Genomic DNA, 21,205 nt, shown 5'->3' on the forward strand with positions numbered 1-21,205 from the left:
CGTGCGGGGAGGTGCTAGGGGAGGGGGAGCGGCTACGGCTGGCGGCCCTCCTCGTGCGCGGCGTACTCCTCGAGCAGCCGCAGCGCCCAGGCGCCCGCGGGCCCCTCGGCCTCGAGGCCCTGTCGCATCGGCTCGAGCTTCGACGCGCCCTGCGGGAACGGCGCCAGCAGCGGCACGTCGGGGTCGGTCAGCACCTCGAGCACCACCGGCCGGTCGGCGGCCAGGGCTTCGCGCCAGGCGTCGTCGAGGCGTGCCGGGTCGTCGACACGGATGCCCCTCAGCCCCAGCAGCTCCCCGTATGCCGCGAACGGGAAGGCGGGCAGCGCCTGGCTGGCGGCGAACCGCGGCGCCGCCTCCATCTCGCGCTGCTCCCAGCTCACCTCGGCGAGGTCGCCGTTGTTCAGCACGAGCACCACGAAGCGCGGATCGCTCCACGTCGGCCAGAGCCGCGCCAGCGTCACGAGCTCCGCGTTGCCGAGCATCTGCATGCCGCCGTCGCCCGCCAGCACGAGCACCGGCCGCTCGGGCCGGTCGAGCTTCGCGGCGATGCCGTAGGGCACGCCGCAGCCCATCGAGGCGAGCGTCCCCGAGACGTGCGCGTCGACGCCCCGGGGCAGCGGCAGCTGCCGGGCGTACCAGTACACGACGCTGCCGACGTCGAGCGCGATGCGGGCGTCGGCGGGCAGCTGCGGGGCGAGGCTCCGCAGCACGAGCTCGGGGTTGACGGGCTCCGCGGCGACGGATGCGCGGGTGGCGCTCACGCGCCGCCACCGGGCGACGACCTCCTCGACCCGCGAACCCCAGGCCGACCTGCCCTCCTCGCTCGCGCCCGCCGCACCGAGCCGCTCCACCAGCGCCCGCAGCGTCACCGCCGCATCCCCCACGAGCCCCACCTCGATCGGGTACCGGTTGCCGATCACCCGCCCGTCGAGATCGATCTGCACCGCTCGCGCCTGCCCCGGCGCCGGGTAGAACTCGGTCCACGGGTCGTCGGATCCGACGATCAGCAGCCCGTCGCATTCCGCCAGCACGGCGGCGCTCGCGGTGGTGCCGAGGTGCCCCATGGTGCCAGCCACGAACGGCAGCGCCTCGTCGACGAAGGGCTTGCCGAGCAGGCTCGTCACCACGGCGGCGCCGAGCCGTTCGGCGATCGCCACGACCTCGTCCCGAGCATCCGCCGCCCCCTGCCCGACGAAGACCACCGGCCGCTCGCAGGCCGTCAGCAGCGCGACCGCCTCGTCGAGGTCGGCGGCCCGCGGCTCGACCACGGGCGCCCGGTACTCGGCGGCGGTCACGACGATGCCGTGCTCGTGCGGCAGCTCGGGCACCTCGGCCTTCTGCACGTCGTGCGGCACGATCACGGCCGTGGGGGAGCGCGTGGCGAGCGCCGTGCGGAAGGCCCGGTCGAGCACCAGCGGAAGCTGCTCGGGCGTCTGCACCGTCTGCACGAACTGCGCGGCGACGTCGGAGAACAGCACCTCGAGGTTGACCTCCTGCATGTACGCCGAGCCGAGCACCGAGCGGTTCTGCTGCCCGACGATCGCCACCACGGGCACCCCGTCGAGCTTGGCGTCGTAGAGCCCGTTCAGGAGGTGCACCGCGCCCGGCCCCTGCGTCGAGACCACGACGCCGACCGAGCCGCGGCCCGCGTACTTCGCGTGACCGACGGCCATGAACGCGGCGGCCTCCTCGTGCCTGGCCTGCACGAACTCGGGCCCGAGGCCATCGTCGGCGGCCCGGGAGAGGGCCTCCATCAGGCCGTTGATGCCGTCACCGCTGTAGCCGAACACCCGCTCGACACCCCAGTCGCGCAGCCGCTCGACGATCGCATCCGACACCGTGGCCATGGGCACTCCTCACCGCGTGAAGCGGGCGGGCGGATGCCCGCGCACCCGTCCGACCGTACGACCGACCGCGGGCGCGGCACCGGGCTTGACAGCCCCGGTCACCCGTCGCGACGACCTCCGGACACCCGTCGATGCGAGCCCCGACGATCGTCCAGTGACGAGCGGATGCCCGTGCCGTAGCGTCGGGCGCACGCCGAACGAAAGCGAGCCGACGATGTCCACCACCCCCGCCTCCCGACACGTGCGCTCCCTCACCGGGGCCGAGCCCCAGCACGACAGCGAGCTCGGGTCGATCACCCGGTTGACGGCCGACACCTTCCCGATCCTTGAGCGCCTGTCGATCAAGCGGCTCCTGCTCGAGCCCGGCAGCATCCGCGAGCCGCACTGGCACGCCAACGCCGACGAGCTCGGCTACTGCCTCTCGGGCACCCTGCTGGTGTCGCTGCTCGAGAACGGCAGCGCCTTCTCGTCGTTCACCATCACCGCGGGCCAGATGTTCACCATCCCCTCGGGCGCGCTGCACCACATCGAGAACATCGGCGACGACACCGGCGAGGTGGTGGTCGCGTTCTCCCACGAGCGCCCCGAAGACTTCTCGCTGCACGCGGCCTTCGGCACGATGACGGATGCGGTGCTCGGCAACACCTACGACCTCCCGGCCTCGGCCTTCCGCCCCCTGGTGCGCGACACCGGCTCCGCCGACCTCGTGAAGCGCCAGGGCCCGCCCGTCGTGCCCGACACGGCGGGGTTCGGCAACCCGCACAAGTACGACCTCGGCGCCCAGAACCCGCCGCTCGACCCGCCGTTCGCCTGGGTGAAGACCGCCCGCACCCAGTTCTGGCCGGCCCTGGAGAACCTGTCGATGTACTCGCTCACGATCCAGGACGACGGGATGCGCGAGCCGCACTGGCACCCGAGGACCGCCGAGATGGGCTACGTGCACGAGGGACGGGCGCGGATGTCGATCCTCGACCCCGACGGCTCCGTCGACACCTATCTGCTCGGCCCGGGCGACGTGTACTTCATCCCGCGCGCCTACCCGCACCAGATCGAGGTGATCGGCGACGACGAGATCCACTTCCTGATCTTCTTCGACCAGCCGACGCCGGGCGACATCGGCTACCGCGCCTCGGCCTCGGCCTTCTCGCGGCCGGTGCTCGCCGCGACCTTCGGAGTTCCGGTCGACGAGCTGCCCGACTTCCCGTTCACGCCGAGCGACCCGCTGCTGGTGGGCAAGGCGAACCCGACGGACCCGGTGAGCAGCGACCCGGTGCGCTGACCCTGAGGGCCCGATCGTCCTGATCAGGCCGGGCGGATGCGCAGCATCACGCGCGGCTTCTGCCGCTTCGCCGCGATGCGCTCGACGAGCATGAACACCCGGTACTCCAGCGGGTGCTTCCGCTGGAACAGCCCGCCGCCGCGCTTCACCGAGGGCTCGTCGCGCTCGATCTCCGCGAGCCCGAGGCGCGCCGGCTCGCCCTCCTTCACGGCGCCCATCCGGCTGCAGGGCCGGAGCTCCACGCGCGGGTCGTTGCGCAGGCGCTTGACCTTGCCCGTGTCGTCGGGCGTGGTGACCAGCAGGGTGTCGCCGTCGCGCACGATCCAGACCGGCGTCGACACGGCCTCGCCACTCTTCCGGAACGTCGTCAGCGAGACGAAGTGCTCGTCGCCGAGCGCGAGCAGCGGGGGAGCGGTGGCCTCCCCGGTCACCGCCGGTCCTCGCCGACGGCGCGGATGCTCCGCAGCTCGGCGGCCAGCTCGCCCTGCGCCGGCGAGGCCTCGGCGGCCTGCTCCTCGCCGGCGGCTTCCGGATGCTCGTGCTCGTGTTCGGCCACCCAGTCACGCTTCTCGTCGCTCATGCTCGTGACCCTACTCCGCCCCGGCCGCGCATCGGGCCGGGGCGGAGCGCGGCCGCGTCAGCGGGTGGTCGTCGGACGGGCGCCCGTCCCGGCCCCGGCGGGGCGGGTGGCGGCGTCGTCGCGGAGCGGCAGGAACGCGCCGACGAGCGCCAGCACACCGGCGACCAGGTGGAACCCGATGTCGAAGCCGGTGAAGCCCGTGGGCAGCACGCCGAACAGGGTCGAGTCGACGAACGCCAGCACCGCCATCAGCACGTAGGCGGCGCCCACGACACCGAGCACCGTGGCCAGGGCGGCCCGGCTGACCCGGCCGAAGCCGACCCAGAGCAGCGCGGCCGCGATCACGATGCGCGCGATGTCGAGGGTCAGGTCGACGTTGGCGAAGCCGCCGAGGTGCTCGCCCTCGATGAACAGTCCGATGATCGCCAGCAGGGCGACGACGATGCCGAGAATCCGTGCGATCCATTTGGCAGCCATGTGGGGTCCTCCAGACAGGTGGGGAGACGGTCGTCTCCGATACGGCCGACGCTAGATCGGCCGCCCGGGCGCGGCAGGAGGATTGACAGCGGCGGGAAGCACGTGGCAGGGCGCGTCAGCGCGCGGCGGCCCGGTACTCCACCTCGGGGCGGCCGGGGGCGCCGTAGCGCTGGCCGCGCACGGCGGCGCCCGTGTCGGTGAGGTGCTCGAGGTAGCGCCGGGCCGTCACGCGGGAGAGGGACAGCCGCGCTCCGAGCTCGGTCGCCGACAGGCCCGCCGGGGCCGCGCCCCGCAGCACCTCGCGCACCTGCCCGAGCGTCGCGGCGGTGAGACCCTTGGGGAGGTCGCCGCCGGAGGAGCTGCGGAGCGCGGCGAACGACGAGTCGATCTCCGACTGGTCGGTGACGACCGAGTCGGCGAGGCGGGAGTGGTAGTCGCGGTAGGCGCCGAGCTTCTCGGCGAACGACGCGAAGGTGAAGGGCTTGATCAGGTACTGCACGATGCCGAGCGACACCGCCGAACGCACCACGGCCGCGTCGCGCACCGCGGTCACCGCGATGACGTCGGTCTCGATGCCCGAGGCGCGCAGGTGCCGGCAGAGCTCGATCCCGGTCGTGTCGGGCAGGTTCACGTCGAGCAGGATCAGGTCGATGCCCGGCTGCGCGGCACCTGCCGCCCCGCGGAGCGCCCGGATCGCGGCCGAGCCCGTGTGCGCCACCCCGGCCAGCTCGAAGCCCTCGAGGCGCCCGACGTAGGCGGCGTGCGCCTCGGCGGTGAGCGGCTCGTCATCGACGACCAGCACCCGGATGGCGCTCACCGCGGCAGCTCCACCGTGAAGCGCGAGCCGTCGACCGCGATGCGGCCGCCGAGGCGCGCGACCGACTGCCGCACCAGGGCGAGTCCGATGCCGCGGCCGGTGGGGCGGGCATCCGTCGCCGTCTTCGTCGTGGCGCCGAACTCGAACAGGCCGTCGGCCGCCGCCGGATCGGGGCCGGCGCCGCTGTCGGAGACCTCGATCAGGAGCAGCGCGGGATCGTCGCCGTCGATGTCGACCGAGACCACGGGATCGGGGGTGCCGGCGACGGCGTCGAAGGCGTTGTCGATCAGGTTGCCGACGATGGTGATCAGCTCCTGCGGGGGGAAGGACCCGCCGCCGATGCGGGACGGGATGCCGACCTCGAAGCCGATGCCCCGCTCGGCGGCCTGCGCCGACTTGCCGAGCAGGAGGGCGAGCAGGACGGGCTCCTCGACGGCGGTCAGCAGCCGGTCGGCGAGCTGCTGGCTGATCGCCAGCTCGCCCGTGGCCAGCTCGGCCGCCTCAGCCGGCCGGTCGAGCTCGATCAGCGCGATGATCGTGTGCAGCCTGTTGGCGAACTCGTGCGCCTGCGAGCGCAGCGCGTCGGAGAGGGTCGTCATGGTCGCCAGCTCACCGGTGAGCTCCTGCAGGCGGGTGTGGTCGCGCAGGGTCGTGACGGTGCCGATGAAGCGGGCGGATGCTCCGCCGTCCGGCCCCGACACGATGCGGTCGCGGTCGACCACGAGCACGTGCGTCGGCGTGATCACGATCTCGTCGACCGCCACGTCGTCGGCCGCCAGCACCGCCCGCATCGGCTCGGGAAGGGTGAGGCGGGCGAGCGGCTGCGGCCGCGCATCCGGAGCCTGGCGGCGGGGGAGCGTCGGCAGGCCTAGCAGCTCGGCCGCGCGGTCGTTGTAGAGCACCACGTCGCGGTTCGCGTTCTGCAGCACCAGTCCCTCGCCGATGGAGTGCAGCACGCCCTCGTAGTAGGCGAACATGCGGCTCATCTCCTCGGCGCCGCGGCCCCAGGTGACGCGGCGGAGGTAGCGGCTGAGCGCCCAGGATGCCAGGGCGCCGATCACGAGCGCCGCCCCGGCGGCCAGCAGCACGGTCGCGATGCGGGTGCCGAGCACGACCTGGGTGGCCGAGACCGTGATGCCGGCCGAGACGAGCGCGACGACCTCGCCGGTGTCGTCCTCGCCCGCATCGCCGTCGCTCATGATGGGCACGACGGCGCGCACCGAGGGGCCGAGGGTGCCCGTGTAGGTCTCGGTGAACGCCTCGCCGGCGAGCGCCCGGTCGATGTTGCCGAGGAACGGCTTGCCGATCTCGGCGGGGTCGCGGTGGGTGAAGCGGATTCGGTCGGGCCCCATGATGGTGACGAAGTCGATGCCGGCCGCCCGCATGACGTCGACGGCGTAGGGCTGCAGGGCGGCGGTGGGGTCGGCGCTCTGCACCCCGTCCTGCACGAACGGGTCCTGCGCCAGGGTCTCGGCGACGGCGAGCGAGCGGGCGGCGGCGTCGCGCTCGACGTCGGCGCGCGCATCCGCCCAGCTGAGCAGCACGGCTGCGGCGGTGAGCGCGAGGATGACGACGAGCTGCAGGGCGAACAGCTTCGCCGCGATGCTCCATCGTCGGGTCATGTCGCCCTCGCCTCGCCTCTCTGCCCGGCCGGTCCTGGCCCGTCTGCGTGACCAGTATGAACACAATGCCAGGCGGGGGCGGCCTCGCGCGCATCCTGGGTCGACCGGGCACCCGACGTGACCCGGACGGATCTCGAGGAAGAGGAAGCAATGGCGCTCCATACCGGCACCGCACCGCGCACCAAGCGGCGGCGCATCGACTCGTCGCACTACCTGTACATCGCCGTCATCGTCGCCGTGATCGCCGGCGCCACGCTCGGCCTGCTCGCCCCGGAGTTCGCGGTCGGCCTGAAGCCGATCGGCGAGGCCTTCGTGGGGCTGATCAAGATGATGATCGCGCCGATCATCTTCTGCACGATCGTGCTCGGGGTCGGCTCGATCGCCAAGGCCGCCACGGTGGGCAAGGTCGGCGGGCTCGCGCTCGGCTACTTCATCGTGATGTCGACCTTCGCGCTCGGCATCGGCCTCCTGGTGGGCAACATCATCCACCCGGGTGAGGGCCTGATGATCGGCGCGACGACGTACGAGGCGCCCGCCTCGGCCGAGTCGAGCGACCCGACAGCGTTCGTGCTGGGGATCATCCCGACCTCGCTGCTGTCGTCGTTGACGGCGGGCAACATCCTGCAGGTGCTGTTCGTGGCGCTGCTCGTCGGGTTCGCGCTGCAGAAGATGGGGGCGAAGGGCGCTCCGATCCTCGGGGCGATCCGGCAGATCCAGGCGCTGGTGTTCCGCATCCTCGGCATGATCATGTGGGTCGCACCGGTCGGGGCCTTCGGCGCCATCGCGGCGGTCGTCGGCGCCACCGGGTTCCAGGCCATCATCAGCCTCGGCACCCTGATGATCGCGTTCTACATCACCTGCGCGCTGTTTATCGTGGTCGTGCTCGGCTCGCTGCTCTGGGCGGTCGCCCGGGTGAACATCTTCAAGCTGATGAAGTACCTCGGCCGGGAGTACCTGCTGATCGTCTCGACCTCCTCGAGCGAGGTCGTGCTGCCCCGCCTGATCGCCAAGATGGAGCACGTCGGTGTCTCGAAGCCCGTCGCCGGCATCACGGTGCCGACCGGCTACTCGTTCAACCTCGACGGCACGGCGATCTACCTGACGATGGCGTCGTTGTTCATCGCCAGCGCGATGGGCACCCCGCTGGCGCTCGGCGAGCAGATCTCGCTGCTGCTGTTCATGATGCTGGCCTCCAAGGGCGCGGCGGGCGTCACCGGAGCCGGGCTCGCCACCCTCGCCGGCGGCCTGCAGGCGCACCGGCCCGACCTGGTCGACGGCGTCGGCGTGATCGTCGGCATCGACCGATTCATGTCGGAGGCCCGCGCGCTGACGAACTTCACCGGCAACGCCGTCGCCACCCTGCTCGTCGGCACCTGGACGAAGGAGCTCGACCGCGAGCAGCTCACCGCCGTGCTGGCCGGCGAGCGCCCCTTCGACGAGACGACGATGAGCGCCGATGACCACCTCGGCGCCGACGAGCAGGCCGAGGTCGCCCGCGAGCACGCCGCCCCGGCCGCGGCCGCCGCCGCTCGCGACGAGCGCCCCTCGACGGCCTCGATCGCGGCCATCGTCGGCCCCCTCGAGGAGCCCACCGCCCCCACCCGCCGCTAGCGGTTCACTCGATCGCGATGGCCCGGTGCTCGTTCGGCACCGGGCCATCCGGCGTCAGCTGGCCCGGTGATTGGCGATGTACTCCTCCAGGGCCTGACGGGCGATCGCCGAGACCCGGCGACCTTCGCGTCGGGCGACCTCCTCGGCCTCGGCCCGCAGTTCGGCGGTGAGACGGAACGCCACGCTGGGGGACGATCCTCCGCTGTCACCGAGCGATGGGCGCCCGGCGCCTCGGCGCTGGGCGGTGTACTGCTCGGTGGCGTCCTCGGTGAGACGCTCACCGTCGGGGCCGCGGTAGTCGTGGGCCTCGAGGTCGGCCTCCTCGTCGTGGAACACCGTCGATTCGGTCACGACGAAGTTCTTCGGGTCAGTCATCGGTCACTCCTGTCTGGAACGTGGTGGGCATCACATAAATGATGAGGACGAGATCCTCGGCCTCGATCGGGACTCCGACGATCTCCAGTTCTCGGTCGCGCTCGTCAGTGCCGACCCATTTCAGTTTGCCGTCGTCCAGGAGTTCCGGGGTGCCCGCCGCCACCAGCGCGGCCTTCGCCGACCCGCGACCAATGCGGTGCTTGCGGGATGAACGGGTGAACTGGAACTCCATGGCCGGAGTTTAGTTCGACAGAATTGTTTCGTCAAACAGAATTCAGCGGTAGCGGAGGCTGCGGCGGAGGGAGCCGTGGGCCAGGGAGAGGACGTCGCGGAAGTAGTCCTGGTGCACGCGCCAGGGGCCGCGACGTCCTCGGCGTGGGAGGAGATGGGTGCCGCGGCGGAAGTAGCCGGAGGCGAAGCCGAGCATGGGCTCGGCCTCGGCCGGCACGGGGGCGGGCGCGCCTTCGGGGGTGGCGCTCGCGGGGGCGCGCGCCTCCGGGGGCGGTTGCGGGGTGACGGAGGCGGCGCCGGTGCGGGCGAGGCGGGTGAGCAGGCGCGTGACGTAGCGGGCGACGAGGTCGGTCTTCAGGGTCCACGAAGCGTTGACGTAGCCGATGGTGAAAGCCAGGTTCGGCACCCCAGACAGCATCATGCCGCGATAGGCATATCTCGTCGAGACGTCCACGGGGTCGCCGTCGACGGTGAGGCGGATGCCGCCGAGCGGCTGCAGCACGAGCCCCGTCGCGGTCACCAGCACGTCGGCCCCGAGCATCCGCCCCGAGGCCAGCTCGACCCCGTCGGGCACCACCCGCACGATGCGGTCGGTGACCACCTCGGCCCGCCCGCCCGAGAGTGCGGTGAAGAGGTCGCCGTCGGGCACGGCGCACAGGCGCTCGTCCCACGGGTCGTAGCGCGGGCTGAAGTGCCCGAGGTCGAATCCGGCGGGCAGCGCCGCAGCCGCCCGCCGCAGCAGGATCGACCGCATCGAGGCCGGGCGCAGCCGCGCGAAGCGGTAGATCGCGGTCGAGACGGCCACGTTCTTCGCCCGAACGATGCGGTGCGCGGCGGGCGGCGGGAGCATCCGCCCCACCCGCCGGGCGAAGGCGTCGCGCGACGGCACGGCGCTCACGTAGCTCGGTGAGCGCTGCAGCATCGTCACCCGGGCACCCGCCTCGGCGAGCGCCGGCACCAGGGTGACCGCCGTGGCCCCGCTGCCGACCACGACGACCTGCCGGCCCGAGACGTCGAGGCCCTCGGGCCAGTGCTGCGGATGCACGACGCGGCCCGCGAAGTCGTCGAGCCCCGGGAGCTCGGGCGTGTACCCGGCCTCGTACCGGTAGTACCCCGTGCACAGCACGAGGAAGCGGCACTCGAGGGGTTCGCCGCCGGAGACCTCGACCCGCCACCGTCCGGCAGTGCTGCTCCAGGCGGCTCCCGTCACGCGCTGCCCGAATCGCACGAGCGGCAGCACACCCTCCTCCTCGGCGGTGTCCCGCACGTAGTCGCGGATGACCCCCGCCGGCGCGATCGAGCGCTCGTCCGTCCACGGCCGGAACGGGTAGCCGAGCGTGTGCATGTCCGAGTCGGAGCGCACGCCCGGGTACCGGAACAGGTCCCACGTGCCGCCGATGGCCGAGCGCCCCTCCAGCACGACGAGATCGAGCTCCGGATGCGCACGCCGCAGCCGCGCGGCCATCCCGACGCCCGCGAGCCCGGCGCCGACCACCACCACGTCCACGGTGCGCACGACGGCCTCCTCCTGCACGGCGCACGCCCACCCTGGACGCCGCTTGTCAACGCCCCGGGGATTCCCCCGATCGCGCCACCATCACGCTACGGTGACCGCATCCAGACAGAAAGGCCGCACCATGCCCGTCTTCGAATCGGTCACCGTGCTCGGTGCCGGCGTGCTCGGCGCGCAGATCGCGTTCCAGACCGCCAACCACGGCGTCCCCGTCGTCAGCTATGACGTGAGCGACGACGCGATCCAGGCGGCGCGGCGTCGCCTCGACGCCATCGTCGACCAGTACGTGGCCGACAGCGGGCGCGAGAAGCGGGCGGGGGCCGAGGAGGCGCTGACGCGCATCCGCTTCTCGACCGACCTCGCCGACGCCGTCTCGCACGCCGGCCTGGTCATCGAGGCCGTGCCCGAGAACGTCGAGCTGAAGCGCTCGGTGTACGCGCAGATCGCCGCCGCGGCGCCCGAGTCGACGGTGTTCGCGACGAACTCCTCGACGCTGCTGCCGAGCGCGATCGCCGACGCGACGGGCCGGGCCGACCGCTTCCTCGCCCTGCACTTCGCCAACCACATCTGGCGCCAGAACACCGCCGAGATCATGGGCACGCCCCAGACCGACCCGGCCGTCTACCAGCGGGTCGTCGCGTTCGCGGTCGAGATCGGCATGGTGCCGATCCAGCTGCACAAGGAGCAGCCGGGCTACGTGCTCAACTCGCTGCTCGTGCCCCTGCTGAACGCCGGCGCCGAGCTCGTGCTGAAGGGCGTGGCCGAGCCCGAGACGGTCGACGCGACCTGGCGCATCGGTACGGGCGCCCCGCTCGGGCCGTTCCAGATCTTCGACGTCGTCGGCCTCCGCACCGCCTACGCGATCGCCTCGGCGAGGCCCGACGCGGGCTCCCAGGCCTGGGCCGCGTACCTCAAGGAGCACTACCTCGACCAGGGCAAGCTCGGCGTCGAGTCGGGTGAGGGGTTCTACCGGTACCGCTGAGCCCGGGCTGCGGCGCCTACCATTCCGGTATGGCTCTTCCCTCCCTCGACACCCTGATCGGCTACCCCGACGGCGAGACCCGCGGCACGGGCACGGTTCTGCACCGTGAACTGCTTCCGGATGGCCGTGCCGCCGTGCTGCTCGACGCCACCCCGTTCCATCCGCTCGACCCCACCTGGCCTGACCAGGGCCCCGACCTCGGCGTGCTCGTCACCGGGGCTGGGGCTGGGGCTGAGGCAGGGCCCATAGCGGTGCTCGACTGCCGCATCGCGGCGAGCGACGGGGCCGAGCTGCACCTGGGGGAGAAGCTGCCCGTGCGGCTCGGCACCGAGGGCTGGGCCTTCGTCGTCGCCCACCTCGTCGACGCCGACGCCCCGATCGCCGAGGGCGACACGGTGACCGCCGAGGTCGACGAGGAGCACCGCCGCGCCCTCTCGCTCGGCCACACCTCCTGCCACCTCGCCTCGCTGGCACTGAACCGGGCGCTCGCCGGCTTCTGGAGCAAGGAGGTCGCGCCCGACGCGCTCGGCAGCCCCGACTTCGACCAGACGGCGATCGCGAGCTCGCGCATCCGCCCGCACGGCTCGGTCGACGAGTACCGCCTGGGCAAGTCGCTGCGGAAGCGCGGCTTCGACTCGGCGCGCCTCGCGGCCGAGCTCGACGCCGTCGCTGCGGCGGTGAACGGCACGCTGGCCGAGTGGGTGACGGGTGACGCGGCGGTGCGCATCCGCCGGGACGACCGCTCGCTCTCGACCCGCCGGTTCTGGGAGTGCGAGCTGCCCGACGGCCTCGCCTCGATCGCCTGCGGCGGCACCCACGCGACGCATCTCGGGGAGCTCGGCACTCTGACGGTGACGCTCGAGCTCGACGACGACGGAGCCGCTATGCGAATGATCACCATGCAGAGTGCCTAGAAGGACTAACTACTAGGCGTACTGAATTCTTTCGTGCCAAGCTGTCGGTGCAGCCGGTCATACCCGCCGGCTGCAGACGCTCGGCCGCCCGGCCGGCGCGCCGGGAACTTTTCTGCGAACCGGCGTGACGATCTGCGAGTTCGACCCGTCTTAGTCATGAAGCGAACAGGCCCGACCCACGGGCCCCACGACAAGGAGCAGAACATGGCCACCACCACGCCGGCCGGAATCCCCGCCACCACCGCCACCTCGACCGACACCGGTCTCGGCAAGACCGTCATCAACGACAACGTCGTGTCGAAGGTCGCCGGGATCGCCGCTCGTGAGTCCCGCGGCGTGCACGCCCTCGGTGGCGGCGCCGCCCGGGCCTTCGGTGCCATCCGAGACGCCATCTCGAACACCGACCTCGGTCAGGGCATCGCCGTCGAGGTCGGCGAGAAGCAGGTCGCCGTCGACGTGACCATCGTCGCCGAGTACCCGGCGCCCCTCCAGGACGTCGCCGACGGCGTGCGCCAGAACATCATCCAGGCCGTCGAGTCGATCGTCGGGCTGCAGGTCACCGAGGTCAACGTGACCGTCAACGACGTGCACCTGCCCTCCGACGACGCCGCCGACGACGCAGCCGAGGCGCGAGTCCTGTGACCGCGACCCGTACCGGCATCCTCGTCGGGGCGGTGCTCGCCCTGACCTGGGTCGTCATCGGCTTCTGGGCCTTCTTCTTCGTCGCGATCGCCATGGCGGTCGGGGCGGCGGTCGGCCGGGTCGTCTCGGGTGACCTCGACGTCTCGCGCGTCGTCGACGCGTTCCGCGGAAAGCGCACCTCGTCATGACGATCACCGCTGAACGTCCGGCCGCGCCGGCCGGCTCGGCGGCGCCCCTCCCCGCGACGACCGGTGCCGCCCGCCTCGGACGAAACCGCATCGCGTCGAAGGCCCTGAACCGGGTCGTCGCCGCGGTGACGGCGGAGGCCCTCGGGGTCTCCGCGTCCACGGTGGGCGTCGACCTGGCCGACAGCCGGGGTCTTCTCGCCCTCACCGTGTCCACGCCCATCCGGGTCGTGGCGCTCGGCAGGGTCGAGCGTGAGCCGTCGTCGGTCATCCGGTCAGGGGGCCCGATCCTCGACCGGGTGGCCGCGGCGCAGGAGACCATCCGCACCCGCGTCCAGCAGCTGACCGGGTCGTCCATCGCCCGCGTGACCGTTAGGGTCACGGGAATCGACATCCGCAGCGAGGAGAGGGTCGCATGAGCGCCGAGTCCGTGCGCCGCCGCATCACGCGGCGTGAGCTGCACTCGCCCCGGTCGACGGCGGCCATCGTCGTCGCCGTACTGATCGTCGTCGCCCTCGCCTGGGTCGGCACCGAGATCGTGATCGCGCTGCTCGGCCTCCCGGCCCTGCTCGTGGCGCCCGCCGACATGTTCGCCTCCGCGGTGTCCCTGCCCGAGGCGCCCGCCGCGATCGTCGTCGCCGCCGGAGTCGTCGCCGTCGTGATCGGCCTCGTGCTGATCGTGCTGGCGCTCGCCCCCGGCCGCCGGCCGCGGCACGTGCTCGAGACCGAGCGCGCCGCCACGATCGTCGACAGCGAGGTGGTGGCCTCGGCCCTCGCCCGCCACGCCTCGCTCGCCGCCGACGTCGACCCCGACCACACCACGGTCTCGGTCTCCCGTCGTCAGGCCGTCGTCGACCTGGTGCCCACCTCGGGCATCCCGGTCGACCGGTCCTCCGTCTCCGCGGCCGTCGACCGCGAACTGGCCGGCTACGGCCTCCGCCGGTCGGTGTCGAGCCGCGTGAGAGTGCGCGAGAACGGGAAGGTCGGAGCATGAACAGCACCAACCGCGCCCTGAACCGCCTGCTCCTGTTCGTCGTCGGGCTGCTCGTCGTCGCCGTCGGAGCCGCCGCGGCCACCGCCGTGCTTCTCCCTTCGGTGCGGGACGGCTGGAAGGCCTCGGCCGACCCGATCCGCGACCAGGTCGGCACCTGGCTGCAGTCCACCCCGCTCGGCGACACCGGCGTCAGCTGGATCATGCCGGCCGTGCTGGTCGTCATCGTGCTGGCGGTCGTGCTGCTCGTGGTGTTCGCACTGCGGCAGGGTCACGGCCGCACGGGCACCGTCGTCGACGAGACCGTGGGCGAGCACGGGCAGACCGTGGTCTCGTCCAAGGTCGCCGAAGAGGCGATCCAGGATGCCCTGTCCGCCCGCCCCGAGTTCGTCACCTCCCACGTGTCGACCTACCGGGTCAAGCGCACCCCCACGCTGAAGGTCTCCGTGACCTGCCGCCGCGGGGTGTCGCCCGCCGACGCCTCCGCGATCGTGGAGTCGACCCTCCGGGCGCTCGACCAGCTGCTCGGTCGGGAGCTGCCCGCTCTCGTGCAGATCAGCGGCGGCTTCCGGGCCCGGGTCAGCGGCTCGACCCGGCTGCAGTAGCCGCACCCGTCCCCGCCGGCCATCGGCAGGCGCCCCTCGGGGCAGGAAGGAACAGACATGTCGAAGCCGATCCACTGGGTCATCGTCGTCGCCGTGGGCATCACCGCCTACATCGCGGGCACCAGGGCCGAAGCCGCCAAGCACGCGGCCAAGAAGCTGACCCGCCGCTAGCCACACCCCCACCGGGCCGGGCATCCGCCTGGCCCCACATCACCGAACAGAAGGAGAACCCATCATGAGCGCAGCAGACAAGATCAAGAACGCCGCCGAGGACCTGGCCGGCAAGGCCAAGGAGGCCGTCGGCAAGGTCACCAACAACGACGAACTCGTCGCCGAGGGCAAGGCCGACCAGACCAAGTCCGACGTCAAGCAGGCCGGCGAGAACGTCAAGGACGCCTTCAAGAACTAGTCGTCCCGTCGCGAACGCGCCGTTCCCTCCTCGGAGGGGCGGCGCGTTCGTGCGTTCGGGGCAGGTGGTGCTTCTGCTACTTCTTCTTCGCCTTCTTCAGCGGGTCGTGGCCCCAGTTCATCAGCGACCAGCGCCACGGGGTGTCGGTGACGTCGCCGTCGGGGCGCTGGGCGAGGTGGCGGTGCACGTAGCCGACGACCTTCTTCATGTGGGCGACGTCGTCGTCGCCGAGGTCGGCCTTCTTCGTGTGCAGGATCTCGATGACGCGGCGGCCGGAGTGGTGGCCGACGGACTCGCCGCCGCCGTCCTTCCCCTGGCCCCCTTCCTTCTGGCCCACCGACTTCGACTCGTCGGTGTCCAGCCATTTCTCGAGCTCGCCCGCGGTCATCGTGACCGCCTCGTCGAACTCCTTCCGCACGTCGTCGCGTTCGGTCTCGTCGTTCTCAGCCATGCTCCACTCTCCCTCCGTCGCGCGCATCCGGCATCCCCGGGCCAGGATTGGGGGATGAGCACCGCACCCAGCACCGCGTCCACCTCGAAGCCCGACGCGCGGGAGGTGCTCGTGGTCGGAGCCGGCATCTCGGGGCTCGCCTGCGCCCGGGCGCTGCATGAGGCGGGCGTGCCGGTGCGGGTCGTCGACCGCGGGCGGGTGCCCGGTGGACGCCTCGCCACCAAGCGGGTCGAGGGCCGGCCGGCCGACATCGGCGCCCGGTACTTCACCGTGCCAGAGGGGTCGTCGTTCGAGGCGCTCGTGACGTCGTGGCGCCGCCGGGGCCTCGTGCGCGAGTGGACCGACACGTTCTCGGCGCTCACCGTCGACGACTCCGGCGCGGTGACCGCCCGCGAGCTCAAGTCGGGCCCGATGCGCTACGCGGCCACCGCCGGCCTGCGCTCGCTCGCGGCCGACCTGGCCGCCGCGCTCGAGTCCGACGGCGTCGCGATCGAGCAGTCGCACGAGGTGGGTGCGGTCGAGGTGGCCGAGGCGGCTGACTCGACTGGTGCGACCGATGCGACTGCCGCGGTCGGAAAGGCCGGTGCGGCCGAGGCGGCCGGCCGCGGGGTCGTGGTCGACGGGGCGGGGTTCGTGGCCGTCGTGCTCGCCATGCCCGATCCGCAGGCCGGGCGGATGCTCGCGCCGGGGTCGCCCGCGCGCGAGGAGCTCTCGGGTGCCGACGCGTGGGAGCCCACGCTGTCCGTGGTGCTGAGCTACGACGAGCGGCGCTGGCCGTCGGATCTCCACGGTGCCTTCGTCGACGGCTCGCCCGTGCTGGCGTTCGTCGCCGACGACGGCGATCGGCAGGGCGACGGGGCGCCGGTGCTCGTGGCGCACACGACGGGGGACTTCGCGCGGGAGCACCTCGCGCATCCGGAGACCGCCGCCGGCGCCGTGACCGAGGCCGTGCGCGCGCTGCTGGAGCTGGACGTCCCGCCCGTGTCGGCCGTCGTGCACCGGTGGACGTTCGCGAACCCCACCCGCCAGCACGACGAGCCGTTCGGGCTGTCCGTGGCGGTCGGCGTGTGCGGGGACGCCTGGGGCGAGCGCTCCTCGGTGTCGACCGCGTGGGCCTCGGGCGATGCGCTCGGGCGGGAGCTCGCCCGCCGCCTCGGAGCCGGTGGCGGGCGGCCCGGTTCGGCGTAGGTTGCTCGGCATGGACACCGATGAGCAGAACACTCGTATCACCGACTCCGGCGACGGGCACCATGAGGAGTTGCCCTCCACCGAGGAGCTGAGCAGCGCGGGCATCGCCCCCGGCGTCGGTCAGGGCGGGTCGCCGGAGCTCCCCGACGAGCAGGGCTACAGCATCCACGACCAGGATCCAGGGGAGCTCTCCGAGCCCCGCTCGCCGCAGCAGGTCGCGGACGAGCTCGCGGGCGACGGGCCGGAGGAGGTCGTCGCGCCGGGCGCCGACGCGTCCGAACGCCAGGCCGGCACCCGCAGCGCTGCCGGTGGAGACGACGCGGTCGCGGGCGACACCGTCTGACGGGACCGCCGGCGGGATCGCCGACGGGATCGACGCGCCCGCGTGCCGCACGGGAGGATGAAGCATGCGTGCAGTCGAGAACGGTGACCCCGGGGCGTGGATCGTGCTGCGGCTCGGCGGCTGGGGCAGCGTCGGCGGTGTCGCCGGGCGGGGGTTCGAGGCGTACGCGCGGGTGCTGCATCCGGTGCAGGTCGACGACGGCGCCCACGCCATGAGGCCGGGAAGCTGGGCGGAGGTCGCGGCGCGCACGGGGCGGGTCGTGCATCCGCTCGCTCAGTGGCACCGGGTCGCGGGGGTCGACGAGCTGCGCGGTGACGTCGAGGTCGACGGGCGGCGTGTGACCGCACCGCCAACCGGGTGGCTCGACCCCCGGCTGCTGGCCGCGCTGGTGCCGGCGCTCGCCGCGGCCACGACCACGGATGCCGTCACGCTCGCGGTGTGGGAGGGCTGGGGCACCGGTGTCGTCTTCGCGGGTCCCCGGTTCGAGCTGCCCGGGCGCGCGTACGGGCTGTTCGAGGGGCGGATCGGGGAGCTGGCCGACCCGGAGTGGCCGTGGGATGCGGAGATCGGGTGGAGGCCGCCGTTCGAGGGTCCGATGCCGCAGTTGATCTGGCCGGGGGACCACGCGTGGGTGCTGGCCTCGGAGATCGACTGGGACTCCACGATCGTGGCCGGCAGCCGCGCCCTGGTCGACGACGTGCTCGCGGTCGAGGCGGTGGAGGCGTTCGCCGTGAACGCGCACGACAGCCTGATGAGCCACGCCGACCTGATCAACCCGGCCTGACGAACCCGGCCTGACCGCCCCGACCCGGCTGGCCCGACCGACCCGATCAGACCTGCCCGCGCTGCGGCTGCTCGGTGTCGACCCGCGCGTCAGCCCTGGCGGAGCGGCCCGCGCACGATCGAGTCGCCCGAGTGGGCCGGGTCGCCGTTGTCGGGCTCGGCCGAGACGTCGACCTGCGAGTAGACCGCGAGATCGAGGCCGTCCGGCACCGCGAAGCGTCCTGAGGTGCCGTCGAGGAAGCCGATGCTGACGAGTCCCGAGGCGTCTCCGGCGATCAGCCAGACCTCGCGCAACGGGTCGGCGTCGGACACCGTCGTCACCGCCCGATCCACGTCGACCACGACCTGGCGGCTGCCGTCGGGCAGCTCCTCGACCACGGCGCTGCCCCGCGCATCCGGCCACCCGGGGAAGGGGTCGAGCACCGCACGCGCGATCACCGCGCCCGAGGGGGTCGACGTCGTGCCGAGCCAGGCGCCGATGCCGAGGCCGCCGACGAGCCCCACGATGGCCGCCGCGGCGACCACGGGCAGCCAGCGCCGCCCGCCCCGCCGCCGCCCGCGCTCGGCGTGCAGCTCGACCGGCTCGCGCAGCTCCACGGGCTCCCGCAGCTCGGCCGGCAGCGACGACTCGGCCGCCGGTGCAGCAACGAGGGGAGCACCCGCCCGCACGACCGGGGCGGAGGGAACGGTGTCGTTCGCCTCGGCCCCGCCGTCGAGCCCGAGCTCGGCCCGGATCCGCTGCCACAGCTCGGGCGACGGCGCCACCGACGACATCCCCGCCGAGGCGCGCCCCACCGACGCCGTGCGGGCGAGCGAGGCGAGCTCAGAGGCGCACTCGTCGCACTCCATCAGGTGCCGGCGCTCGGCCGGGTTCGGCTGCAGCTCCGACATCGCCAGCAGTGCCAGCGTGTCAGGATCGATATGGCTCATCACTCACCTCCAAACGTGTTCGTAGCCGAACCAGGGAACGACGGATGTGGCTCTTCACCGTTCCGAGCGGCAGACCGAGGGTATCGGCGATCTGCGTGTGCGTGAGGTCGTCGAAGAAGGCCAGTCGCATCACCCGCTGCGGCACCGGCTCGAGGCGCTCGAGCTCCTCGGCGATCATCAGCCGCTCGGCGACCGCCGCCGTCTCGTCGTCGCGCTCGCGCACGAGTGCGGTGAGCACGGCTCCGCCGACGAGGGCCTCCTCGGTGCGCAGCCGACGCGAGCGGGCCTCGTGGGCGTCGGCGATGCAGTGCCGGGTGATGCCGACGAGCCACGCGGCGAGCCCCGAGCGCCCGGCATCGAAGCCCGAGCGACCGCGCCAGGCGGCGACGAAGACCTTCTGGGCGACGTCCTCGGCCTCGGCGTGGTCGCCGAGCGAGCGCAGCGCGAGGGTGAAGACGAGCCGCGACCAGCGCGTGTAGACCTCGGCCAGGGCATCCTCGTCGCCACCGGCGAAGCGCTCGGCCAACCGGTCGTCGTCGGTGGGGGCATCCGGATGCTCGGCAGCACCTGAAGGAACGACCCCACCCGTGGGCACCGCCCCGCCCGTGGGCACCACCCCACCGATCGGCACTGCCCCACCGATCGGCACTGCCCCACCCGACGGCGCCGCCCCGCCCGAGGGCACCGCGGAGAGCCGGGCGGGTGCCCGGCCGTCGGGGTGCTTCTCACTCACGTCAGAGGATCGCCTTCGTCGTCGCGGTGCCTCGTCGCGCCGCTCGGGTACGGCCAGGGTCTGCCCGTGCGGTGGGGGCACGGGGAGCGCGACGGCCGTCGTGTGTCCGAGCATAGTGTCGCCGCTCCCTCACGTGACCGGTGCCGCCGTGACGATGACGTTGCTGAGGTAGTGACCGGTGCTGTAGTCGAACTCGCCACCGCAGGTGATCAGGGTCAGCCGGGGTGCTCCGGTGCGCTCGAACACGGTGGCCCAGGGCACGCCGGTCTTGTCGGCCGTCTCGACCGAGACCACGGCGAAGGTGCTGGTCGAGCCGTCGGCGGCGCTCACCACGACCTCGGTGCCCGGTGCCGCACCGGCCAGCGAGGCGAAGTCGCCGAGCCCGTACTCGAGCGAGTCGACGTGCGCCGCGATCACCGCTGATCCTGCGTCGCCGAACGGCGACGGACCGTAGCGGTACCACGACGCCAGCCCCGGGTCCTCGGGCAGGGCCAGGGCCCCGGCGTCGTCGATGCCTTCGGGCAGCACCGACACGTCGATGCCGAGCGCCTGCACCTCGACCCGCGCCGGTTCGGGTACGGCGGGGATCGAGGCAGGGAGGGCGGCGTCGGTGCGGGGCACCTCGGGCACGGCCGGAGCCGCGGCGGCGGTCGAGGGGGCCGGTGAGGGGGTGGCGGCCGGTGCGACCGTTGCCGCGGAGCCGTCGGGGGAGGTCGCCGGGGCGGTGACGGCTGTGGACGCCGGTGCAGAGCATCCGGTCACCACCCCGGCGACGAGGGCCGCGGCGAGGGCGAGGGGTGCACCCGCCCGCGCCACGGCCCGTCGGGTGCTCGACCGCGTCAGCGCGCTGCCTTCGCGACGCTGCGGCGGCGGAGCGCGACACCCGCGCCGGCGGCGAGCACCAGCAGAGCGGATGCGCCGATCACCAGCCCGGTCGGGTCGGCCGGGCGGTTGCTGGCCACGAGACCGGCCGATCCGGCGGGCACGCCGCTCGGGTCGGAGTGCAGGCCGTCGATGGTCTGCACCGCGAGGGCGAGGTTGCCGTCGTCGAGGCTGCCCCAGGCGTAGACGATCGTGTTGACGCCCTCGGCGACGTTCACGTCGGCCGGGCCGATCACGGGCGTGGTGGTGCCGGTCGCGGCGACCGAGGCCGAGACGGTGCCGGCGGGGAGGTTCAGCACCTTCTCGTCGGGGTTCGACAGGTTGCTCACCACGGCGGCTCCGCCCGCGAGCACGTCGACCGCGGGGGCCGCGGCGTCGTGCCTCACGGTCAGCCGGCCCTCGCCGGCGGCCAGTGTGGAGGTGTCGTTGGTGTACAGCGTCGCCGTCGGCTCGCCGGCCGGGGTGAGGTGCGCGACGGCGGTGTAGTTGCCGTTCGCCGCGAGCTGCAGGTCGATCGGGCCGATGGCGGGGGCGGAGGCGTCGGCCGCGTCCGCCGCCGTGATGGCCACCGAGTAGGTTCCGGCCGGCAGGTCGAGGGGGCCGGCGAGGCTGCCCGGGGTGAAGTCGTCGAGCGTCAGCGCGTTGTTGACGTAGACGTCGACGGTGAGGCCGGGAACCGCGTGCAGCACCGAGAGCTTCGCGTCTCCGTCGGCGGCCGAGGCCGGCAGGGCGCCGGCGACCGATCCGCCGAGGGCGATGAGAGCGCCGGCGGCGATGGCGGCGGGGATCTTCTTCTTGTGCATGAGTACCTCCTG

Annotated in this window: 27 protein-coding genes; 13 read left to right on the plus strand and 14 right to left on the minus strand. The window is 72.9% G+C overall.

Annotated elements, in window-relative coordinates; all coding sequences use genetic code 11:
- Window positions 1-32 precede the first annotated feature (32 nt).
- The gene (locus tag HQQ85_RS18955; protein WP_216851894.1) at window positions 33-1,847 is read right to left on the minus strand and encodes a thiamine pyrophosphate-requiring protein; all 1,815 of its coding nucleotides are present in this window, start codon (window positions 1,845-1,847) and stop codon (window positions 33-35) included.
- A 214-nt stretch (window positions 1,848-2,061) separates the two neighbouring features.
- Between HQQ85_RS18955 and HQQ85_RS18960 the strand changes: the two genes are divergently transcribed.
- Window positions 2,062-3,126, plus strand: coding sequence for a cupin domain-containing protein (locus tag HQQ85_RS18960; RefSeq protein WP_173184112.1), 1,065 nt, complete (start codon window positions 2,062-2,064; stop codon window positions 3,124-3,126).
- A gap of 23 nt (window positions 3,127-3,149) precedes the next feature.
- On the opposite strand, the gene HQQ85_RS18965 is transcribed toward HQQ85_RS18960, so the two are convergent.
- The 5 genes from HQQ85_RS18965 to HQQ85_RS18985 form a co-directional block, all read right to left on the minus strand.
- The gene (locus tag HQQ85_RS18965) at window positions 3,150-3,557 is read right to left on the minus strand and encodes a PPOX class F420-dependent oxidoreductase (RefSeq protein ID WP_216851895.1); all 408 of its coding nucleotides are present in this window, start codon (window positions 3,555-3,557) and stop codon (window positions 3,150-3,152) included.
- The gene (locus tag HQQ85_RS18970) at window positions 3,554-3,706 is read right to left on the minus strand and encodes a hypothetical protein (RefSeq protein ID WP_173184113.1); all 153 of its coding nucleotides are present in this window, start codon (window positions 3,704-3,706) and stop codon (window positions 3,554-3,556) included. Before HQQ85_RS18970 ends, HQQ85_RS18965 begins: the two co-directional genes overlap by 4 nt.
- A gap of 57 nt (window positions 3,707-3,763) precedes the next feature.
- Window positions 3,764-4,183 carry a hypothetical protein gene (locus HQQ85_RS18975; protein WP_173184114.1) on the minus strand — a complete coding sequence of 140 codons (420 nt, stop codon included), beginning with the start codon at window positions 4,181-4,183 and terminating at the stop codon, window positions 3,764-3,766.
- A gap of 115 nt (window positions 4,184-4,298) precedes the next feature.
- Window positions 4,299-5,000: a response regulator gene (locus tag HQQ85_RS18980; RefSeq protein WP_173184115.1), complete on the minus strand. Its 702-nt coding sequence runs from the start codon at window positions 4,998-5,000 to the stop codon at window positions 4,299-4,301.
- Window positions 4,997-6,622 (minus strand): sensor histidine kinase, encoded by a 1,626-nt coding sequence (locus HQQ85_RS18985; RefSeq protein WP_173184116.1) that lies wholly within the window; start codon window positions 6,620-6,622, stop codon window positions 4,997-4,999. The genes HQQ85_RS18980 and HQQ85_RS18985 overlap by 4 nt, the downstream gene beginning before the upstream one ends.
- Window positions 6,623-6,772: 150 nt before the next feature.
- Here HQQ85_RS18985 and HQQ85_RS18990 point away from each other — a divergent pair, with 150 nt between their 5' ends.
- The gene (locus tag HQQ85_RS18990) at window positions 6,773-8,233 is read left to right on the plus strand and encodes a cation:dicarboxylate symporter family transporter (protein ID WP_173184117.1); all 1,461 of its coding nucleotides are present in this window, start codon (window positions 6,773-6,775) and stop codon (window positions 8,231-8,233) included.
- Window positions 8,234-8,287: 54 nt separating this feature from the next.
- Here the strand turns inward: HQQ85_RS18990 and HQQ85_RS18995 are convergent, their stop codons facing one another.
- From HQQ85_RS18995 to HQQ85_RS19005, 3 genes are read right to left on the minus strand one after another with little or no spacing between them, the layout of a single operon-like run.
- Window positions 8,288-8,608 (minus strand): hypothetical protein, encoded by a 321-nt coding sequence (locus HQQ85_RS18995; protein WP_173184118.1) that lies wholly within the window; start codon window positions 8,606-8,608, stop codon window positions 8,288-8,290.
- Complete coding sequence (locus tag HQQ85_RS19000; RefSeq protein WP_173184119.1) at window positions 8,601-8,840, minus strand: hypothetical protein; 240 nt, start codon at window positions 8,838-8,840, stop codon at window positions 8,601-8,603. The genes HQQ85_RS18995 and HQQ85_RS19000 overlap by 8 nt, the downstream gene beginning before the upstream one ends.
- A 42-nt stretch (window positions 8,841-8,882) precedes the next feature.
- Window positions 8,883-10,355, minus strand: a complete 1,473-nt coding sequence (locus HQQ85_RS19005) for a flavin-containing monooxygenase (protein ID WP_371741967.1) — start codon at window positions 10,353-10,355, stop codon at window positions 8,883-8,885.
- Window positions 10,356-10,476: 121 nt separating this feature from the next.
- Between HQQ85_RS19005 and HQQ85_RS19010 the strand changes: the two genes are divergently transcribed.
- The 8 genes from HQQ85_RS19010 to HQQ85_RS19045 all read left to right on the plus strand — a co-directional run bounded on the left by HQQ85_RS19010 (window position 10,477) and on the right by HQQ85_RS19045 (window position 15,080).
- Entirely contained in the window at window positions 10,477-11,334 is an 858-nt protein-coding gene (locus HQQ85_RS19010) for a 3-hydroxyacyl-CoA dehydrogenase (protein WP_173184120.1), read from the plus strand.
- A 29-nt stretch (window positions 11,335-11,363) separates the two neighbouring features.
- The gene (locus tag HQQ85_RS19015) at window positions 11,364-12,248 is read left to right on the plus strand and encodes a metal-dependent hydrolase (RefSeq protein WP_173184121.1); all 885 of its coding nucleotides are present in this window, start codon (window positions 11,364-11,366) and stop codon (window positions 12,246-12,248) included.
- 204 nt (window positions 12,249-12,452) lie between these two features.
- Window positions 12,453-12,890, plus strand: a complete 438-nt coding sequence (locus HQQ85_RS19020) for an Asp23/Gls24 family envelope stress response protein (RefSeq protein ID WP_173184122.1) — start codon at window positions 12,453-12,455, stop codon at window positions 12,888-12,890.
- On the plus strand, window positions 12,887-13,078 hold the full coding sequence (locus HQQ85_RS19025) for a DUF2273 domain-containing protein (RefSeq protein ID WP_173184123.1): 192 nt from the start codon (window positions 12,887-12,889) through the stop codon (window positions 13,076-13,078). The genes HQQ85_RS19020 and HQQ85_RS19025 overlap by 4 nt, the downstream gene beginning before the upstream one ends.
- Window positions 13,075-13,494, plus strand: coding sequence for a hypothetical protein (locus tag HQQ85_RS19030; RefSeq protein WP_173184124.1), 420 nt, complete (start codon window positions 13,075-13,077; stop codon window positions 13,492-13,494). The genes HQQ85_RS19025 and HQQ85_RS19030 overlap by 4 nt, the downstream gene beginning before the upstream one ends.
- Window positions 13,491-14,069 (plus strand): DUF6286 domain-containing protein, encoded by a 579-nt coding sequence (locus HQQ85_RS19035; protein ID WP_173184125.1) that lies wholly within the window; start codon window positions 13,491-13,493, stop codon window positions 14,067-14,069. Before HQQ85_RS19030 ends, HQQ85_RS19035 begins: the two co-directional genes overlap by 4 nt.
- A complete protein-coding gene (locus HQQ85_RS19040; protein ID WP_173184126.1) occupies window positions 14,066-14,671 on the plus strand; it encodes a hypothetical protein in 606 nt (201 codons plus the stop codon). Before HQQ85_RS19035 ends, HQQ85_RS19040 begins: the two co-directional genes overlap by 4 nt.
- A 235-nt stretch (window positions 14,672-14,906) precedes the next feature.
- A complete protein-coding gene (locus HQQ85_RS19045; protein WP_173184127.1) occupies window positions 14,907-15,080 on the plus strand; it encodes a CsbD family protein in 174 nt (57 codons plus the stop codon).
- 76 nt (window positions 15,081-15,156) lie between these two features.
- Here the strand turns inward: HQQ85_RS19045 and HQQ85_RS19050 are convergent, their stop codons facing one another.
- On the minus strand, window positions 15,157-15,531 hold the full coding sequence (locus HQQ85_RS19050) for a DUF3140 domain-containing protein (RefSeq protein ID WP_173184128.1): 375 nt from the start codon (window positions 15,529-15,531) through the stop codon (window positions 15,157-15,159).
- Window positions 15,532-15,585: 54 nt separating this feature from the next.
- Between HQQ85_RS19050 and HQQ85_RS19055 the strand changes: the two genes are divergently transcribed.
- From HQQ85_RS19055 to HQQ85_RS19065, 3 genes are all read left to right on the plus strand, one after another.
- Complete coding sequence (locus HQQ85_RS19055) at window positions 15,586-16,719, plus strand: NAD(P)/FAD-dependent oxidoreductase (protein ID WP_173184129.1); 1,134 nt, start codon at window positions 15,586-15,588, stop codon at window positions 16,717-16,719.
- 10 nt (window positions 16,720-16,729) lie between these two features.
- The gene (locus HQQ85_RS19060; protein WP_173184130.1) at window positions 16,730-17,062 is read left to right on the plus strand and encodes a hypothetical protein; all 333 of its coding nucleotides are present in this window, start codon (window positions 16,730-16,732) and stop codon (window positions 17,060-17,062) included.
- A gap of 64 nt (window positions 17,063-17,126) precedes the next feature.
- Window positions 17,127-17,846, plus strand: a complete 720-nt coding sequence (locus HQQ85_RS19065; RefSeq protein WP_173184131.1) for a hypothetical protein — start codon at window positions 17,127-17,129, stop codon at window positions 17,844-17,846.
- Window positions 17,847-17,935: 89 nt separating this feature from the next.
- Here the strand turns inward: HQQ85_RS19065 and HQQ85_RS19070 are convergent, their stop codons facing one another.
- From HQQ85_RS19070 to HQQ85_RS19085, 4 genes are all read right to left on the minus strand, one after another.
- Window positions 17,936-18,775, minus strand: coding sequence for an anti-sigma factor (locus HQQ85_RS19070; RefSeq protein ID WP_173184132.1), 840 nt, complete (start codon window positions 18,773-18,775; stop codon window positions 17,936-17,938).
- The gene (locus HQQ85_RS21215; RefSeq protein WP_371741968.1) at window positions 18,756-19,508 is read right to left on the minus strand and encodes an RNA polymerase sigma factor; all 753 of its coding nucleotides are present in this window, start codon (window positions 19,506-19,508) and stop codon (window positions 18,756-18,758) included. The genes HQQ85_RS19070 and HQQ85_RS21215 overlap by 20 nt, the downstream gene beginning before the upstream one ends.
- A 129-nt stretch (window positions 19,509-19,637) precedes the next feature.
- Window positions 19,638-20,324 carry a class F sortase gene (locus tag HQQ85_RS21400; RefSeq protein WP_173184134.1) on the minus strand — a complete coding sequence of 229 codons (687 nt, stop codon included), beginning with the start codon at window positions 20,322-20,324 and terminating at the stop codon, window positions 19,638-19,640.
- A gap of 23 nt (window positions 20,325-20,347) precedes the next feature.
- The gene (locus HQQ85_RS19085) at window positions 20,348-21,193 is read right to left on the minus strand and encodes a DUF4397 domain-containing protein (protein WP_173184135.1); all 846 of its coding nucleotides are present in this window, start codon (window positions 21,191-21,193) and stop codon (window positions 20,348-20,350) included.
- Window positions 21,194-21,205 lie beyond the last annotated feature (12 nt).

Source organism: Herbiconiux sp. VKM Ac-2851 (genome assembly GCF_013205105.1).
Taxonomy (GTDB): Bacteria; Actinomycetota; Actinomycetes; order Actinomycetales; family Microbacteriaceae; genus Herbiconiux; species Herbiconiux flava.

Coding starts and splice junctions, on each gene's coding strand:
- HQQ85_RS19010 (WP_173184120.1), top strand. CDS start 10,477: ATGCCCGTCTTCGAATCGGTCACCGTGCTCGGTGCCGGCGTGCTCGGC.
- HQQ85_RS18990 (WP_173184117.1), top strand. CDS start 6,773: ATGGCGCTCCATACCGGCACCGCACCGCGCACCAAGCGGCGGCGCATC.
- HQQ85_RS19060 (WP_173184130.1), top strand. CDS start 16,730: ATGGACACCGATGAGCAGAACACTCGTATCACCGACTCCGGCGACGGG.
- HQQ85_RS19050 (WP_173184128.1), bottom strand. CDS start 15,531: ATGGCTGAGAACGACGAGACCGAACGCGACGACGTGCGGAAGGAGTTC.
- HQQ85_RS19055 (WP_173184129.1), top strand. CDS start 15,586: ATGAGCACCGCACCCAGCACCGCGTCCACCTCGAAGCCCGACGCGCGG.
- HQQ85_RS18995 (WP_173184118.1), bottom strand. CDS start 8,608: ATGACTGACCCGAAGAACTTCGTCGTGACCGAATCGACGGTGTTCCAC.
- HQQ85_RS19045 (WP_173184127.1), top strand. CDS start 14,907: ATGAGCGCAGCAGACAAGATCAAGAACGCCGCCGAGGACCTGGCCGGC.
- HQQ85_RS19015 (WP_173184121.1), top strand. CDS start 11,364: ATGGCTCTTCCCTCCCTCGACACCCTGATCGGCTACCCCGACGGCGAG.
- HQQ85_RS19040 (WP_173184126.1), top strand. CDS start 14,066: ATGAACAGCACCAACCGCGCCCTGAACCGCCTGCTCCTGTTCGTCGTC.
- HQQ85_RS19020 (WP_173184122.1), top strand. CDS start 12,453: ATGGCCACCACCACGCCGGCCGGAATCCCCGCCACCACCGCCACCTCG.
- HQQ85_RS18955 (WP_216851894.1), bottom strand. CDS start 1,847: ATGGCCACGGTGTCGGATGCGATCGTCGAGCGGCTGCGCGACTGGGGT.
- HQQ85_RS18975 (WP_173184114.1), bottom strand. CDS start 4,183: ATGGCTGCCAAATGGATCGCACGGATTCTCGGCATCGTCGTCGCCCTG.
- HQQ85_RS18985 (WP_173184116.1), bottom strand. CDS start 6,622: ATGACCCGACGATGGAGCATCGCGGCGAAGCTGTTCGCCCTGCAGCTC.
- HQQ85_RS19065 (WP_173184131.1), top strand. CDS start 17,127: ATGCGTGCAGTCGAGAACGGTGACCCCGGGGCGTGGATCGTGCTGCGG.
- HQQ85_RS19000 (WP_173184119.1), bottom strand. CDS start 8,840: ATGGAGTTCCAGTTCACCCGTTCATCCCGCAAGCACCGCATTGGTCGC.
- HQQ85_RS18960 (WP_173184112.1), top strand. CDS start 2,062: ATGTCCACCACCCCCGCCTCCCGACACGTGCGCTCCCTCACCGGGGCC.
- HQQ85_RS19085 (WP_173184135.1), bottom strand. CDS start 21,193: ATGCACAAGAAGAAGATCCCCGCCGCCATCGCCGCCGGCGCTCTCATC.
- HQQ85_RS19035 (WP_173184125.1), top strand. CDS start 13,491: ATGAGCGCCGAGTCCGTGCGCCGCCGCATCACGCGGCGTGAGCTGCAC.
- HQQ85_RS19030 (WP_173184124.1), top strand. CDS start 13,075: ATGACGATCACCGCTGAACGTCCGGCCGCGCCGGCCGGCTCGGCGGCG.
- HQQ85_RS19070 (WP_173184132.1), bottom strand. CDS start 18,775: ATGAGCCATATCGATCCTGACACGCTGGCACTGCTGGCGATGTCGGAG.
- HQQ85_RS18970 (WP_173184113.1), bottom strand. CDS start 3,706: ATGAGCGACGAGAAGCGTGACTGGGTGGCCGAACACGAGCACGAGCAT.